General features: G+C 65.1%; 11 protein-coding genes. 4 read left to right on the top strand and 7 right to left on the bottom strand.

Translation table 11 applies throughout. The annotated features are described in order from the left end of the window. The first annotated feature begins 35 nt into the window (after window positions 1-35). Window positions 36-3,080 (top strand): D-2-hydroxyglutarate dehydrogenase YdiJ, encoded by a 3,045-nt coding sequence (gene ydiJ / locus ABNW52_RS18345; protein WP_349591082.1) that lies wholly within the window; start codon window positions 36-38, stop codon window positions 3,078-3,080. Between the two features lie 154 nt (window positions 3,081-3,234). After that, window positions 3,235-4,956 (top strand): thiamine pyrophosphate-dependent enzyme, encoded by a 1,722-nt coding sequence (locus ABNW52_RS18340; protein ID WP_349591080.1) that lies wholly within the window; start codon window positions 3,235-3,237, stop codon window positions 4,954-4,956. A gap of 631 nt (window positions 4,957-5,587) precedes the next feature. Here the strand turns inward: ABNW52_RS18340 and ABNW52_RS18335 are convergent. Next, a complete protein-coding gene (locus ABNW52_RS18335; protein WP_349591078.1) occupies window positions 5,588-6,415 on the bottom strand; it encodes a DNA adenine methylase in 828 nt (275 codons plus the stop codon). Between the two features lie 61 nt (window positions 6,416-6,476). Continuing rightward, window positions 6,477-6,776: a helix-turn-helix domain-containing protein gene (locus ABNW52_RS18330; RefSeq protein ID WP_349591076.1), complete on the bottom strand. Its 300-nt coding sequence runs from the start codon at window positions 6,774-6,776 to the stop codon at window positions 6,477-6,479. Between the two features lie 154 nt (window positions 6,777-6,930). Between ABNW52_RS18330 and ABNW52_RS18325 the strand changes: the two genes are divergently transcribed. Continuing rightward, window positions 6,931-7,701 carry an XRE family transcriptional regulator gene (locus tag ABNW52_RS18325; protein ID WP_349591074.1) on the top strand — a complete coding sequence of 257 codons (771 nt, stop codon included), beginning with the start codon at window positions 6,931-6,933 and terminating at the stop codon, window positions 7,699-7,701. A gap of 481 nt (window positions 7,702-8,182) precedes the next feature. Here the strand turns inward: ABNW52_RS18325 and ABNW52_RS18320 are convergent, their stop codons facing one another. From ABNW52_RS18320 to ABNW52_RS18300, 5 genes are all read right to left on the bottom strand, one after another. Then, complete coding sequence (locus tag ABNW52_RS18320; RefSeq protein WP_349591072.1) at window positions 8,183-9,181, bottom strand: proline racemase family protein; 999 nt, start codon at window positions 9,179-9,181, stop codon at window positions 8,183-8,185. After that, the gene (gene lhpI, locus ABNW52_RS18315) at window positions 9,178-10,110 is read right to left on the bottom strand and encodes a bifunctional Delta(1)-pyrroline-2-carboxylate/Delta(1)-piperideine-2-carboxylate reductase (RefSeq protein ID WP_349591069.1); all 933 of its coding nucleotides are present in this window, start codon (window positions 10,108-10,110) and stop codon (window positions 9,178-9,180) included. The genes ABNW52_RS18320 and lhpI overlap by 4 nt, the downstream gene beginning before the upstream one ends. A gap of 126 nt (window positions 10,111-10,236) precedes the next feature. Next, entirely contained in the window at window positions 10,237-11,385 is a 1,149-nt protein-coding gene (locus ABNW52_RS18310; RefSeq protein WP_349591066.1) for a branched-chain amino acid ABC transporter substrate-binding protein, read from the bottom strand. 252 nt (window positions 11,386-11,637) lie between these two features. Next, window positions 11,638-12,882, bottom strand: a complete 1,245-nt coding sequence (locus ABNW52_RS18305; protein WP_386108505.1) for an NAD(P)/FAD-dependent oxidoreductase — start codon at window positions 12,880-12,882, stop codon at window positions 11,638-11,640. Window positions 12,883-13,038: 156 nt separating this feature from the next. Then, window positions 13,039-14,040 carry a 4-hydroxyproline epimerase gene (locus ABNW52_RS18300; RefSeq protein WP_349591061.1) on the bottom strand — a complete coding sequence of 334 codons (1,002 nt, stop codon included), beginning with the start codon at window positions 14,038-14,040 and terminating at the stop codon, window positions 13,039-13,041. Between the two features lie 313 nt (window positions 14,041-14,353). On the opposite strand from ABNW52_RS18300, the gene ABNW52_RS18295 reads away from it, so the two are divergent. After that, window positions 14,354-15,256 (top strand): dihydrodipicolinate synthase family protein, encoded by a 903-nt coding sequence (locus ABNW52_RS18295; RefSeq protein ID WP_349591059.1) that lies wholly within the window; start codon window positions 14,354-14,356, stop codon window positions 15,254-15,256. Window positions 15,257-15,303 lie beyond the last annotated feature (47 nt).

The following is a 15,303-nucleotide window of genomic DNA, read 5'->3' as shown; positions in this document are numbered from 1 at the left end:
CCCGCGCCTGCGGCCAACTTTTAGCCAGAACACACATGATTCCCCGTCTGCATTCCCACCCACCAGGCGATGCGCTGTACCTCGATTTCGCGGCCGAACTGGCCGTGCGCGGCTTTGCCGGCGAGATCAGCCACGCTTATGCCGACCGGACCGTGCTGTCCACCGACAACTCCATCTACCAGGTGCTGCCGCAGCTGGTGGTGTTCCCGCGCGATAACGACGACGTGATCCGCATTGCCCGCCTGGCCGGCGAGCCGCGCTTCCAGGCGCTGACGCTGAACGCCCGTGGCGGCGGCACCGGCACCAATGGCCAGTCGCTGGGCCACGGCGTGATCGTCGACATCTCGCGCCACATGAACCGCATCCTGGAAATCAACGCCGAAGAGCGCTGGGTGCGGGTACAGGGCGGCGTGGTGAAAGACCAGCTCAATGCCGCGCTGAAGCCGCACGGGCTGTTCTTCGCGCCCGAGCTGTCCACCTCCAACCGGGCCACCATCGGCGGCATGATCAACACCGATGCCAGCGGCCAGGGCTCCTGCCTGTACGGCAAGACCCGCGACCACGTGCTGGCGCTGGACACCGTGCTATTGGACGGCACGCTGTGGCATTCCGCGCCGCTGGACGAGGCCGAGTTCGCCGCCATCAGCCGCCGTGACGACCGTGTCGGCGCGGTGCACCGCCTGCTGGACGACATCCAGCGTGACGACGCGGCGCTGATCGCCGACAAGTTTCCCAAGCTCAACCGCTGCCTGACCGGCTACGACCTGGCGCACATCCGCGACCAGGCCGGCCGCTTCAACCTCAACAACATCCTGTGCGGCTCGGAAGGCACGCTGGGCTTCATCGTCGAGGCCAAGCTGAACGTGTTGCCGATGCCGCGCGCCAGCGCGCTGGTGAACGTGCGCTACGCCAGCTTCGACGCCGCGCTGCGCGATGCGCCGGCGCTGATGCAGCTGGGTGCCGCCTCCATCGAAACGGTGGATTCCAAGGTGCTGAACCTGGCGCGGCAGGACATCGTATGGCACGGCGTGCGTGAGTTCTTCCCCGACGACGCCACCCCGGCGCAGGGCATCAATCTGGTGGAATTCCTCGCCGACAGCGATGCCGCACTGGAAGCCACGCTGGCCTCTATCGGCGCGCAGCTGGACAGCGAAGGCAATAGCCATGGCCGTCAGGGGCACACCGTGGCGCGTGGCGCCGCGGTTGGCCGCATCTGGGGCATGCGCAAGAAATCGGTGGGCCTGCTCGGCAACGTCAACGACAGCCGGCGGCCGATTCCCTTCGTGGAAGACACCGCGGTACCGCCGGAACACCTGGCCGACTACATCGCCGAATTCCGCGCGCTCTTGGACAGCCACGGCGTGAGCTACGGCATGTTCGGCCACGTGGATGCCGGCGTGCTGCACGTGCGCCCGGCCATCGACATGAAAGACCCGGCGCAGGAAGGCCTGGTGCGCAGCATCACCGACGGCGTGGTGGCGCTTACCCAGAAGTACCACGGCCTGCTGTGGGGCGAGCACGGCAAGGGTGTGCGCTCGGAGTACGCGCCGGCCTTCTTCGGCCCGCTGTACCCGCGGCTGCAGCAGATCAAGGCGGCGTTCGACCCGTACAACCAGCTCAACCCGGGCAAGATCGCCGCACCGACGGCAGACGGCTTGTGGAAGGTGGACGGCGTCACCACCCGTGGCCAGCTGGACCGCACCATCCCCATCGCCGTGCGCCAGCACTACGACGAGGCGCTGCACTGCAACGGCAACGGCGCCTGCTACAACTTCGACCCCGACGACGCCATGTGCCCGTCGTGGAAGGGCACCCGCGAGCGCCGCCACTCGCCAAAAGGCCGCGCCTCGCTGCTGCGCGAATGGCTGCGGCAGCTGGCCGCGCAGGGCAGCGACCCGGTGAGCGCCAGCCGCGCGCTGCGGGCGCGTGGTTTTGTCGCCGGCCTGCCGGCGCGCATCGCCAACACCCTGGGCCAGCGTCGTGGCGCCGTCGACTTCTCGCACGAGGTGAAGGAGGCGATGGACGGCTGCCTGGCGTGCAAGTCCTGCGTTGGCCAGTGCCCGGTGAAAGTGGACGTGCCAAGCTTCCGCGCCAAGTTCCTGGAGCTGTACTACGGCCGTTACTTGCGCCCGCTCAAGGACTATCTGATCGGCGGGCTGGAACATGCGTTGCCGCTGGCAGCACGCCTGCCGTGGCTATACAACGGCGTGATCGGCAGCAAGCTTGGCCGCATGCTGATGCGCAAGCTGAATCTGGTGGAAAGCCCGCTGCTGTCCGGTATCAATCTGCAGGCCGAACTGGCACGCCGCGGCGTGGCCGTGGCTAGCGCGCAAACGTTGGCCGCGCTGCCGGCGGCGGATCGCGCCCGCGCGGTGATCGTGGTGCAGGACGCCTTTACCAGCTACTTCGAAACCCCGCTGGTGCTGGACGTGTTCGCGCTGCTGCAGCGCTTGGGTTTTGTGCCGCTGCTGGCGCCGTTCCGCGCCAACGGCAAGCCGCTGCACGTGCATGGCTTCCTCGCCCGCTTCGAGAAAGTGGCGGCGGCCAACGTGGCCTGCCTGCAACAGCTGGCGGCCAGCGGCCTGCCGCTGGTGGGCATCGACCCGTCGATGACGCTGACCTACCGCAGCGAATACGCCAAGCTGGCACTGGCGGGAGAGCTGCCGAAGGTGCAATTGCTGCAGGAATGGCTGGCCAGCCGACTGGCCGAGCTGCCGGCAGACGCGCGTGTGGCGACTGGCGCAAGCTACACCCTGCTGCCGCACTGCACCGAGAAAACCAACGCCCCGGCGGCGGTGGGCGATTGGCAGCAGGTGTTTGCTGCCTGCGGCCTGAACCTGGCCACCCGCGCCAGCGGCTGCTGCGGCATGGCCGGCACCTTCGGCCACGAGGCCGACAAGCGCGCGCTGTCGGAAACCATCTATCGCCAGAGCTGGCAGGGCATTGTTGCCGGCCAGCGTGACGACAGCCCGCTGCTGGCCACCGGCTACTCCTGCCGTTGCCAGGTGGCGCTGATGGACGACGTGGCGCTGCCGCATCCGGCCAGCGCGTTGTTGAAGGCTTTGACGCCGGCTGCCTGACATCAGGCTCTGCCAGCGCCGTTGTACTGCATTTTGTCGGGAGCACGGCTCCCGGCCGTGACTGTTTTGCGGTGGGCCGAAGCGGCCCGCCAGACGCGTGGCTATTCAAGGTTGGCCGCGTGAGGACAACTCACCACCGACAAGGGGGTAATGCATGAACAGCAAGTTGGCAGGGCATCTGCTGGTGGAGTGCCTGGTGGCACAGGGTGTGGACATCGCCTTTGGCGTGCCGGGGGAAAGCTACCTGGCGGTGCTGGACGGCTTCTATCGCAGTCGCGAGCAGATCCGCTTCGTGGCCTGCCGCAACGAAGGCGGCGCCGCCTTCATGGCCGAGGCGCACGGCAAGCTCACGCGCCGCCCCGGTGTGTGCCTGGTAACACGCGGCCCCGGCGCCACCAACGCCAGTATCGGCGTGCACACCGCGTTCCAGGATTCCACCCCCATGGTGCTGCTGGTGGGTGACGTGGGCAGCGATTGCCGCGACCGCGAAGCGTTCCAGGAAATGGACTACAGCGTGTACTTCGGCCCGTCCACCAAGGGCATGGCCAAGCGCGTGGAGCGCATCGACGACGCCAACCGCATCCCGGAATACATCAGCCGCGCCTTCGCCACCGCCATGAACGGCCGTCCCGGCCCGGTGGTGCTGGTGTTGCCGGAAGACATGCTGGTGCAGCCGGTGGCCGACAGCCTGCAGCCGCTGTCGCGGGTGGAAGCGGTAACACCGCATCCGGACCCGGCCGGCATCGCTGCGCTGCAACGCCTGCTGCAGCAGGCCGAACGCCCGCTGATCATTGCCGGCGGCAGTGGCTGGGATGCCGCAGGCGCCGCCGCGCTGCAAGCCTTTGCCGAGCGCTGGCAGCTGCCGGTGGGCAATGCCTTTCGCTTCCAGGACACCTTCGACAACCATCACCCGCTGTATGCCGGCGACGTCGGTATCGGCATCAACCCGCCGCTGGCGGCCAACATCCGCAACAGCGACCTGATCATCGCCATCGGCGCCCGCCTCGGCGAGATGACCACCGGCGGCTACACCCTGCTGCAGGCGCCGCGCAGCCAGCAGCAGCTGGGGCACATCCTGCCGCAGGGCGACGAACTGGACCGCGTGTACCAGGCCGACGTGGCGATCCAGTCCGGCGTCAACGCCGCCGCACAGGCACTGGCCGCATTGCCGGCGCCGGCCGCCGCGCCGCGCTGGCAGGCCTGGAGCCAGCAGCTGAACGCCGACTACCGCGCCAACCTGGTACCGCAGCGCCTGGCCGGGCTGAGCGAAGGCATCAGCGGCGACATCGACCTGCCGCGCGTGATCGCCAGCCTGCAGCGCCAGCTGCCGGCCGATGCGGTAATCACCAACGGCGCCGGCAACTTTGCCAGCTGGATTCACCGCTACTTCCAGTACCACGGCGTGGCCAAAGGCCACAAAACCCAGCTGGCGCCCACCAACGGCGCCATGGGTTACGGTGTGCCGGCCGGCATTGCGGCCAACCTCGCCACCGGCCGCACCGCCTTCACCATCGCCGGTGACGGCGACTTCCTGATGAACGGCCAGGAACTGGCCACCGCGCTGCAACACGGCGGCAAATCCATCATCCTGCTGCTCAACAACGGCGTGTACGGCACCATCCGCATGCACCAGGAGCGCAAGTACCCCAACCGCATCAGCGGCACCACGCTTGGTAACCCGGACTTCTGCCAGCTGGCCAGCGCCTACGGCTACGCCGCCGAGCGCATCGCCAGCAACGACGAGTTCGACGCGGCGCTGGAACGTGCACTGGCGCGCGAGAGCGGCACGCTGCTGGAAATCCGCCTGCCGCCGGAAATCATCAGCACCCGCGCCACGCTGTCCACCATCACCCAGGCGGCGCTGGCACGCGGTTGAGGCGTATTTTTTTTGCGGTAATCGAACCGGCCTGTGGGCCGGTTTTTTGTTGTGGGGATTGGTAGATACCTTCTTGGCAATCAAGATGCGATAAAGCATGCGGCCAACGTTGTGAGGTGCCAGATTGCCCCACGGGGAGCGCCGGCCCTGTAACGTCGCGACTCATTTGGCACATTTTTGCGAATGCAATGGCACTGGCATGCAGGCAAAATTTGCGCTAGATTTGGCATTCACTTTGCGTATTCATACCGACTTAGGAGGGAGCTGCTGCTGCCTCCTTTACCGGCCAGTCTGGATCTCTCTCCCGAAGGACTGGAATTAAACTTCGAATAGAGGGAAGGTCTGATTCCTTGCATGCCAGACTCAATGTACAGGGCCTCAAGGAGCTTTTGATAGGGGAATCCATGCCTACGAAAAGCCACTCAGACAGCAATACTCTGCTTGCCATTGGCAATGCCTGTACTGGCGTTGCTGCACTTCTCCGGGGTTTTGCCGCGGTAGATGTAACAGGCACAAGCGCTATTGTTGCAGCACTGATGGTCGTGTTGGTGTTGTATAGCTTGAAGAGTTAAATGCTGGAGCAGAGCGAGTACGACCACTCGCTCATGCACCTTGCCCCTTCCAATACACCTCAAAACAGCCCGCCAAGCACTGCCGGCTCCCAGTTCGCTATCACCAGCTCCCGGCTGGTCTGCGGCGCTCCTTGGCTATTCCCCGTGCTGTACTTGATGTCCAGCCCCTCCATCCAGAAGCCAGCAAACGCGGCCCTAATGTCCGGGTGGTCGTTGATGCTGACCATCACCTTGCCCTTGCACTCCCGCATGGCCTTAGCCAACTGCTCGTACTGCTCGAAGTCGAATGGCACGCCGTAGCCCTCGGTCTGCCAATACGGCGGATCGGCGTAGAAAAAGGTGTACGGCCGGTCGTAGCGCTTCAGGCAGTCCTGCCAGCTGAGCCGCTCAATGTTGGTGCCGGTCAGTCGCAAGTGGGCGGCGCTCAGGTTCTCTTCGATCCGACACAGGTTGACCATCGGCGCGGTGGTGGCGGTGCCGTAGTTCTGGCCATCCACCTTGCCGCCGAAGGCGTGGTGCTGCAGGTAGAAGAAGCGCGCGGCGCGCTGGATATCGGTCAGCGTCTCCGGGCGGGTCATCTGCTGCCACTTGAACACCTCGCGGCTGCTCAGTGCCCATTTGAACTGGCGGACGAACTCCTCCAGGTGGTGTTGCACCACCCGGTACTCGCTGACCAGATCAATGCCGCAGAAGCTCTCAAACTGACGGATGCGGTTCAGCGGCATGGAGGTTTCCGCCAACCAGCGATACAGGGTTTTGGTTTCGACACCCATCAGGTCGGCCAGCACCTTGATCGGGCGGCGACGCTCGGCGGCGAATTCGATGCACAGCTCCATCGCCTCGGACAGGCTGGCGGGGCGTGCTGACTTCCAGTTGCGTTTTCTCATCATCGTTCTCCTTGCGTCGGGAAACGCCGCGCTAGTGCGCTGTCGCTTCCGCATCTACGCTTCAGCCCATGACCACGGGATGATTTGCAGAAACAAGGGGAACAGATGGAAAAGCCGGTTTAAAATGGCGCTTCTCGTAGCGTGTAGGCCAGATGGTTTCTGGCGTAACACCAATCGCAGCAGCAATGATTCGTTCAGCCTTTGGATAGGGACGATCCAGCGCTGTTTTTAGGGTGCTTTCACCAAGTCCAGCTTCTTTAGAAAGTTGGCGAAGTGACCAACCCTTTTTGCGTAGACAGGCTACGACATCCGCCCGGTGCCAATCCTCGGCGGCTTTTTTTGGCGCTTGCAATGCACTCATTTGGTAACCCTTTCAGTTACAACCGTGAGTGCAGTCTATGCGCATATGAGTTCAATGTAAACATGAAAGAGTTAATTTTCACGTTCGGTTTGCTCTCATTTGCTCAAATTATTGACAGCAAATTAGGCCAAACCATATAAAACAAGGCGTTACAGTGAACCCTAAAGCGACAGATGGTTTTCATGATCCGCTTTCAAGTTCGCAGCATGAACCTGAAAGCTCAGATTTCCACCAGCGACTTAACCTTTTGCTGCCTAGCTTCAAAAGTGTCCGTGCGTTTGCCATGGCTTCAGGCGTGTCTCAGACCGGTCTGCAACGCTTGATTAACGGTGGTGAGCCGACTCTTTCCACGTTGGTTGCCTTGGCAAAGGCCGCAGGTGTTTCTGTTGAGTGGCTGGCAACCGGTGAAGGCACAATGCGAAAAGGCGACGCTGTGACGGCCCCAAGTAGCATGGGCATGACTAGCTGCCCCTGTGAGGACACACTTGGTAACCCAGTAGACCTGGGCGAGTTCGTGTTTATTCCGCGCTATAACCTGCAAGCCGCTGCCGGCCATGGCGCCGCGACAGACGGCGAGAAGCCGCTGTTCAGCATGGCCTTCCGCAAGTACTGGATTGAGCACTACCTGCGCGCCAATCCGGCCGACCTGTCGGTGATCTCTGTCAAAGGGGATTCGATGGAGGGTGTGCTGAATAACCGCGACGTGATCCTACTGAACCGTGCGGACACTCAGGCGTCCGGTGGCCTGTACGTGCTGCGCCTGGATGGCGATCTGGTCGTGAAGCGTGTACAGCGTCTGCCTGGCAACAGGCTCCGCGTATCAAGCGCTAACGAGGCCTACGCACCGTTCGAGGTGGACATGAACGACACGCCAAGCGACTTTGCAGTGATTGGCCGTGTGGTATGGTTCGGGCGCCAGATTTAGTTGGCCCAGAATAATCAGTCAGTGCTGACTGATCGCTAGTGACAAAAAGGCCGCGAACTCTCGCGGCCTTGCTGTTTCTGGAGTGCAAAATGAATTCTGGGCGTTAGAAGTGCCGGCGCCACGCTAAGTCCCGCCAGGCTTTACTTCTTCCCACTTAATCCCAGATCATCCCACCGACGCCCCCTGTGCCAATACTCCCACCACACCACAGGCCCAAAGGGTGTTCGCCAGGTTTTAAGACGGCAGCTGAGCCGTTTGACGTTAGCAAACGGCGAATTGCCGGCGCCTGGCGAATGCCTTTTGGGGCGGGGTTTCGCGGACCATTGGGGCGAGCGGGGGTGGAGGGGGGCGGCGGCACGCCCCCCGCCCCGTCAGCCGGGCGGAACCGGCGACTTCAAGTAGCATCCGCGCAGCGGATACAAAACCATACGCGGTATGCGTTGGGCCTCGCTTCGCTCGACGCCAACCTACGTGGGCAGGCTCACCGCAACAAGAACCCCCGCCCGATCTCGTCATCCGCCTCCAGCGTCCAGCTGGCTTTGCCGCTGTAGTGGGCGCGGCCGGACACGCGCACGGTGACCGCGTCGTGGCCGGGCAGGTTGGCCGCGCCGTTGACGCTGGCGCTAAAGCGCGCGCCGGTGAGGCTCTCGAACACGCAAGCTTCGCCCACTGCCACCAGGCCACGGGCGTGGCGCAGCGCCATGCGGGTGGTGACGCCGGAGCCGGTGGGGCTGCGGTCCACTTCGGCATCGGCGAATACGCACACATTGCGGCTGGGGCCGTCGCCGGCGCGCTCCACGCCGTCGGTGAGGATGCTGCCGTACAGAAAGCCCAGGTCGTCGGCTTCCGGGTGGCGCACGCTGATGCTGCGCCGTACCGCCTCGGACAGCGCGCTGGCGGCATCCACCACGTCGCGCAGGCGGCCGTCCAGCGACACGCCAAGCCTGGCCGCAGACGTCACCGCGTAGAAGGCGCCGCCGTAGCCGATGTCGACATTGATCTTGCCGATGCCGGGCACGTGCACCGCGTGATCCAGCGCGAAGGCGAAGGCCGGCACGCTGTCGAAGCTGACGCTGCCGTCTTCCGCCAGCCAGGCGGTCACCAGCCCGCACGGGCATTCGATGCCGACCCGTGTCAGCGGCGCGGTGCGCGCCACCAGGCCGTGGTCCACGGCGTAGCGCGCCAGCGCGATCACCGCGTGGCCGCACATGGTGCTGTAGCCCTCGTTGTGGATGAACAGTACCGCCAGATCGGCGCCCGGCAGGCTGGGGCGCACCAGCACCGCGCCGTACATGTCGTAGTGGCCGCGCGGTTCGAACATCAGCAGGCGGCGCACGCCGTCCAGTCGCTCGCGCATGTCGCGGCGCTTGGCCAGGATGTCGGCGCCGTGGATGTCGTCATACAGGCCGGGGATGATGCGCACCGGCTCGCCGCCGGTATGCATTTCGATGGTGTCGAAGCTGCGGGTCTGCCAGTTCATGCGTGTTGCTCCTGTTGGCTGGCGGCCAGTGCGCAGCGGGCGGCGGCCAGGTCCCAGGCGGCGCTGCCCACGCTCTTGAACAGCTTGGGCGCGGTGGGGTCGAAGCGGCCGGCCAGCGCGTCGGCCAGGCTGTGTACTTGCGCCCAGTCGACGCCGGCCTGGATCAGGTCGCCGGCTTCGTGGCGGGCGCCGGGCACGTCGTCGCAGAACAGCTGGCTGCCGGCGATGCTGGTCAGCCCCAGCTCGGCCATCTCCGGGCGGAAGGCGCCGGTGCCGATCAGCAGCCGGCCGGCGCGCGCCGGCTCGTTGTACAGCGGGCTGCGGCTGGTGGTAAGCAGAATCACCACCTCGGCGCCGTCGTCGATGCGGCCAACCTTGGGGCTAAGTGCCAGCGGCAGCGCCGCCAATTGCTGACAGGCGGTGGCGGCGCTGTCTGCGCTGCGGCTGTGGAGGTCCACGCGCAGGCCGGGCCAGGTTTCGGCCAGTGCCGCGGCATGGGCGCGCGCCTGTTTGCCGGTGCCCACCAGCGCCACGTGGCGCGGCGGCTGCGGCAGCAGGGTCTGGATCGCCAGCAGCGATACCGCGGCGGTGCGGCGCGCGGTGACGGTGGGGCCGTCCAGCAGCAGCTGCGGCACGCCGCTGACCGCATCGTAGACGCTGACCACGCCGTGGATGGTGGCCAGGCCCAGCCCGGCGTTGTGCGGGCAGACGTTGACCAGCTTGTGGATGGCGATGTCGGCGGCGCTGGCCGGCATCGACAGCAGGGTGCCGCCCTCGGGCAGCGGCAGTGCCTGCCGCTCCGGGCAGTGGATGTGGCCGGCGGCCAGCTCGGCGGCGGCCTGCGCCAGCTGGCGGCAGAGCTGCGCCATCGGCAGCCGTGCCTGGGTCTGCTGGCTATCGAGTACCGGCAGCGTGGTGGCGGTGGACATCGTGGTTTCTCCGTAAATCAGGGGCGGTCGGCATCGCGCCCGCCGTGGGCTGTGCGTGCTGGGAAAGTGAAAAAAGCGGCCGGCAGGCGCCGGCCGCAACTGCGACTACAAAACGACCGGGAGTGTTTACTGCACGACGGACTTCACCTTCCAGTCGTTACCTTCCACCGTGGAGATGGTTACCGGCGCCTTCTTCAGGTTGCCGTTGCCGTCGAAGCTGAAGTCGGCGGTGACGCCCTTGTAGCCGGTCTTGGCGATGAAGGGCAGGAACTTGGCCGGCTCGGTGGAGTTGGCGCGCTTCATCGCGTCGGCCACGATCATCACACCGTCGTAGAACTGCGGCCCGAGCAGCACCACTTCCTGCTTGAAGCGCGCCTTGTAGCGGGTTTCAAAGTCCTTGCCAGCCGGACGGGCGCCCAGTTCGCCACCCGGTACTGCCGAGAAATGACCGACGGCATCCGGGCCGGCCAGCTGGATGAAGGTGGGGGTGCTGAGCATGTCGCCGCCCATCAGCTTGGCGTTGATGCCCAGGCGTTTCATCTGCCGTGCCATCGGCGCCGCCTGTGCATCGGCGCCGCCGTAGAACACCACGTCCGGTTTCTGCGCCTTCAGCGCGGTGAGGATGGCGGTGAAGTCGGTGGCCTTGTCGCTGGTGTATTCACGCTTGATCGGCTTCTTGCCCATGCCGGCGATGGACTTGATGAATTCGTCGGCAATGCCCTGGCCGTAGGCGGTGCGGTCGTCGATCACCGCGATGTTCTGTGCTTTCAGCTGCATCACCGCGTAGCGGCCCAGCGCGCCGCCGACCTGGCTGTCGCTGCCGACCAGGCGGAAGGCGGTCTTGTAGCCGGCGGTGGTGTAGGCCGGGTTGGTGGACACCGACAGCTGCGGGATGCCGGCATCGGAATAGATGCGCGAGGCCGGAATCGACACGCCGGAGTTGAAGTGGCCGATCACCGCCTTCACGCCGGCATCCACCAGCCGCTGTGCTACCTGGGTGCCGACGCGCGGGTCGGCCTGGTCGTCCTCGGACACCAGTTCGAATTTCACTTTCTGGCCGCCAACGGTGATCGGCTTGGCGTTCAGGTCGTCGATCGCCAGTTTGGTGGCGTTTTCATTGTCCTTGCCGTAGTGCGCCTGCGGGCCGGACAGCGGCGAGGAAAAGCCGAGTTTCACCACGGTGTCAGCCTGTGCCGCACTGATGGCGAACGGGGCCATCATGCCGCCCAGGGCCAGAACCAGATGCAGCGTACGCGGTGCGATGGAAGGTTTCATGCTGTTTCTCCTTTGTGTTCACTACTGGAAGGTTGGCCGCAGGGCGGCTGTTTGTTGCCTAAGAGCTGTGTTGCGGTCTTGTTGCCGCGTTTGGCGTCACTAACCACATTCCTGATCCTGCGTTGCGCCTCCTTGCCGTACGACTTGTACTGTCTGCGTCGGCGCGCCTTGGCTCAGGTGTCGTTGTTAGCGACTCCTCATCTACTACAAACCAGCCGCCATGCCGTGGCACGGCAGCGAAAACGGTGCAGCTCAAAACCGGTCCGGCCGATAGGCGCTGGTATCCATGCTGGGCGCCAGTGCGCAGATCTGCTCGGTCAGCAGCGCGCCGGTGGTGGCCGCCAGCGTCAGGCCGAGGTGGCCGTGGCCGGTGGCGAAATACAGGCCGCCGCAATCCGGCGCCGGGCCGATCACCGGGATGGTGTCCGGCAGCGACGGGCGGTGGCCCATCCACACGCTCATGCCCTCGGTGCTGAAATCGCCGACGATGCGGCGGGCGCGCTCGATCAGGATGTGGGCGCGCTGCCAGTTCGGCGCCGCGTCGCGGTGCGCCAGTTCCACGGTGCCGGCCAGGCGCAGGCCGCCGCCCGCCATCGGCAGGATCACGAAGCTCTCGCTGGCGCACTGGATGAAGTGGTGCAGCGCCACGCCGGCGTTGGGCAGGGTGACGTGGTAGCCGCGCTCGCTTTCCAGCGGCAGGCGGCAGCGCTGCTGGTGGGCAAAGCGGTCGCTCCACACGCCGCAGGCGATCACCACGCAGTCGGCGTCCAGCCGGCCGCCGTGCTTGGTGTCCACGCCGACAATGCGGCCAGCCTCGCTGGCGGTGGCCAGCACGTCGTCCTGGATAAAGCTGCCGCCTTCGCGGAGGAAGGCATCGAACAGGCCACGGCTGAACAGGTATGGGTCGTCCACGTGCGACCACTGCGGCACCTCCACTGCCACCTGCCATTCCTCGCTCACCTGCGGCGCCTGTGCCTGCAGCGCGGCACGGTCCAGCTTGCGCCACTCCACGCCGTGCGCGCGCTTGGTGTGCCAGGCGGCTTCGGCGGCACGGAATTCCGCCTCGCTGCGGTACAGGGTGAGGTTGCCGTGGCGGCGCCACATGGCATCCAGCCCGGCGCGGGCGATCAGCGGCGCGTAGTCGGCATTCACCCGTGACAGCAGCGCGCTCAGCTGTCTGGTCAGCTCGGCCACCTTGCCCGGGCGGCTGGCAGCCAGAAAGCGCAGCAGCCACGGCGTGAGGCTGGGCAGGTAGCGCCAGCGCAGTGCCAGCGGTCCCAGCGGATCGAACATCCAGCCCGGCACCTTGCGCAGCACCCCCGGCTCCGCCAGCGGGATCACGTCGCTGACAGCGAAGGCGCCGGCATTGCCGTAGCTGGTTTCCATCGCCGGTTCGCCGCGGTCGAGCAGGGTGACGCGGCAGCCGGCCAGCCGCAGCTGCAGCGCGGTGGCGATGCCGACCACGCCGGCACCGACCACGATTACGTGTTTATTCATTGTCATGGCATGGAAGCCTCGAAAAACCGTCACGAGCGGGCCGAGTGCAAGGCGCCCGGAGCGCAGCGACCGAGGTAGTACAAGTGGTACAGCGAGGGAGCGAGCACCGCGCAACGCAGCAATCGGCCCGCGCAGCAGGTTTAGCGATGGCTTCCATCAGCCCACCACGAAGCCGTGCACGTACGGGTCGGCGTCGTCCAGCAGGATGCGGTTGTAGCCGGTGGTGATCGCCCAGCCTGCAATGCCGGGGATGATGGCCGGGATGCCGGCGACTTCGGTTTCCGCCTCGATGGTGCCGGTGAACTGGCTGCCGATAATGCTCTCGTGCACCAGCACGTCGCCCTTCTTCATCAGCCCGCGGCCGTAGCGCTGCGCCAGCCGTGCCGAGGTGCCGGTGCCGCATGGCGAGCGGTCCAGTGCCGCCGCGCCGTACAGCACCGCGTTGGCCGCATGCGAGCCTGGCGTCTTCGGCGCGCCGGTCCACTGCACATGGCGCACGCCGCGGATGTTGGCATCCAGCGGATGCACGATTTCATAGTGCGCGTTGATGTAATCGCGCAGCTCGTTGCCCATCGCCACCAGCTGCGCCGGGGTGTAGTCGGCCATGTCGCGGTAGTTCTGCTGCGCTTCCACGATGGGGTAGAAGTTGCCGCCGTAGGCAATATCCACTTTCAGCTTGCCCAGTGCGGCGATCTCTACCGCCACGTCCTTCATCAGCAGGAAGGACGGCACATTGGTGAGCTTCACCGATTTCACCTTGCGGCCAACCTGGGTGTACTCGGCCACCACCTTGCCGGCCGGGGTGTCCAGGTTCAGTACGCCCGGGGTTTTCGGGGTAACGATGCCGTGCTCGATGGCCATGGTGACCACGCCGATGGTGCCGTGGCCGCACATCGGCAGGCAGCCGCTGGTTTCGATGTACAGCACCGCCACGTCGCAGTCGTCGCGGGTGGGCGGATACAGAAAGGCGCCGGACATCTGCGCATGGCCGCGCGGCTCGAACATCAGGCCGGTGCGCATCCAGTCGTAGCGTGCCAGGAAATCCAGCCGCCGCTCGGCCTGGGTGTTGCCATTCAGCGCCGGCGCGCCCTTGGTGACCAACCGCACCGGGTTGCCGCAGGTGTGGCCGTCAATGCATTCAAATTCGGTTACTGCCATCGCTGTGCTCCTTGGCTTGCGTTGGCTTCACTGTAGGATTTTGCTGCATTGAATACAATAATTGGATGCAATTTTGCCAAAACACCACACTGTGTATGCGCTCTTGTATCTGCTGCATACGGGGCTGAAAGGCTTGTTAATCAAGTATTTCTGCTGGTGTTGTAAAAAATCACCGTCGATTTTGGATAAGTGCATGCTGCACTGCGATGTGAGTTTTGAATGCAAAAAATGTTGAGTTTTGTATTCAAAAAGCCCTAGCATGAAATGGACCGCAGCACAGTCGCTGCACCCTACCCCCTGAAGGAGCAACACCATGGCACATCTCTGGACTGGCGTTTTCCCCGCCGTAACCACCAAGTTCAACGCTGACGAATCGCTGGATCTGGCCGGTACCACCCAGCACATCAAGTGGCAGCTGGAATGCGGCGCCGACGGCATCATCGTGTGTGGTTCGCTGGGCGAGGCATCTACCCTCACCGCCGACGAGAAAATCGCCATCCTGAAGGCAGCCAAGGAAGTGGCCGGTGACAAGCCGGTGCTGCTGACTGTGGCCGAAGACAGCACCCGCGCTGCCGCCGCGCTGGCCCAGGCCGCGCACGCCGCCGGCGCCGACGGCATCATGCTGCTGCCGGCCATGCGCTACGTGTCCGACGAGCGCGAGACCATCAACCACTACCAGCGCGTGGCCGATGCCAGCCCGCTGCCGATCATGATCTACAACAACCCGATCGCTTACGGCGTCAACATCACTCCGGAGATGTACGCGGAAATGGCGGCGGAACCGAAGTACGTGGCGATCAAGGAATCCAGCGGCGACATCCGCACCCTGACCAACGTGATCAACGCGGTGGGTAACCGCTTCGCCATCTTCAGCGGCGTGGATGACCTGGCGCTGGAAAGCATCGTGATGGGCGCCGACGGCTGGGTCGCCGGCCTGGTGGTGGCGTTCCCGAAAGAGACCGTGGCCATCTACAAGCTGGCCAAGGCTGGCCGCCTGGAAGAAGCCCGCGCCATCTACCGCTGGTTCGCGCCGCTGCTGCACCTGGATGTGTCGATGAAGCTGGTACAGAACCTGAAGCTGTGCGAAGCCATGGTTGGCGTCGGTACCGAGCATGTGCGTGCCCCGCGTCTGCCGCTGGCTGGCGCCGAACGCGAGCGCGTGGCCGCGGTTATCAAGGCCGGGCTGGCAGCGCGCCCGCAACTGCCGGCGATCTAAGCCCGCGCAGCAGTATTCCTCTCTCCCTGATCTTGCTGCGGCCAACC

Source organism: Vogesella oryzagri (assembly GCF_040148885.1).
Classification (GTDB): Bacteria; Pseudomonadota; Gammaproteobacteria; order Burkholderiales; family Chromobacteriaceae; genus Vogesella; species Vogesella oryzagri.
Note: the sequence above shows the minus strand (reverse complement) of the source record. Positions and strands in the feature narration are given on the sequence as shown.

Excerpts from the sequence above, each read along its gene's own strand:
- ABNW52_RS18305 (WP_386108505.1), bottom strand. The coding sequence starts at position 12,882 with ATGAATAAACACGTAATCGTGGTCGGTGCCGGCGTGGTCGGCATCGCC.
- ABNW52_RS18340 (WP_349591080.1), top strand. The coding sequence starts at position 3,235 with ATGAACAGCAAGTTGGCAGGGCATCTGCTGGTGGAGTGCCTGGTGGCA.
- ABNW52_RS18310 (WP_349591066.1), bottom strand. The coding sequence starts at position 11,385 with ATGAAACCTTCCATCGCACCGCGTACGCTGCATCTGGTTCTGGCCCTG.
- ABNW52_RS18320 (WP_349591072.1), bottom strand. The coding sequence starts at position 9,181 with ATGAACTGGCAGACCCGCAGCTTCGACACCATCGAAATGCATACCGGC.
- ABNW52_RS18300 (WP_349591061.1), bottom strand. The coding sequence starts at position 14,040 with ATGGCAGTAACCGAATTTGAATGCATTGACGGCCACACCTGCGGCAAC.
- ABNW52_RS18335 (WP_349591078.1), bottom strand. The coding sequence starts at position 6,415 with ATGAGAAAACGCAACTGGAAGTCAGCACGCCCCGCCAGCCTGTCCGAG.
- ABNW52_RS18330 (WP_349591076.1), bottom strand. The coding sequence starts at position 6,776 with ATGAGTGCATTGCAAGCGCCAAAAAAAGCCGCCGAGGATTGGCACCGG.
- ydiJ (WP_349591082.1), top strand. The coding sequence starts at position 36 with ATGATTCCCCGTCTGCATTCCCACCCACCAGGCGATGCGCTGTACCTC.
- lhpI (WP_349591069.1), bottom strand. The coding sequence starts at position 10,110 with ATGTCCACCGCCACCACGCTGCCGGTACTCGATAGCCAGCAGACCCAG.
- ABNW52_RS18295 (WP_349591059.1), top strand. The coding sequence starts at position 14,354 with ATGGCACATCTCTGGACTGGCGTTTTCCCCGCCGTAACCACCAAGTTC.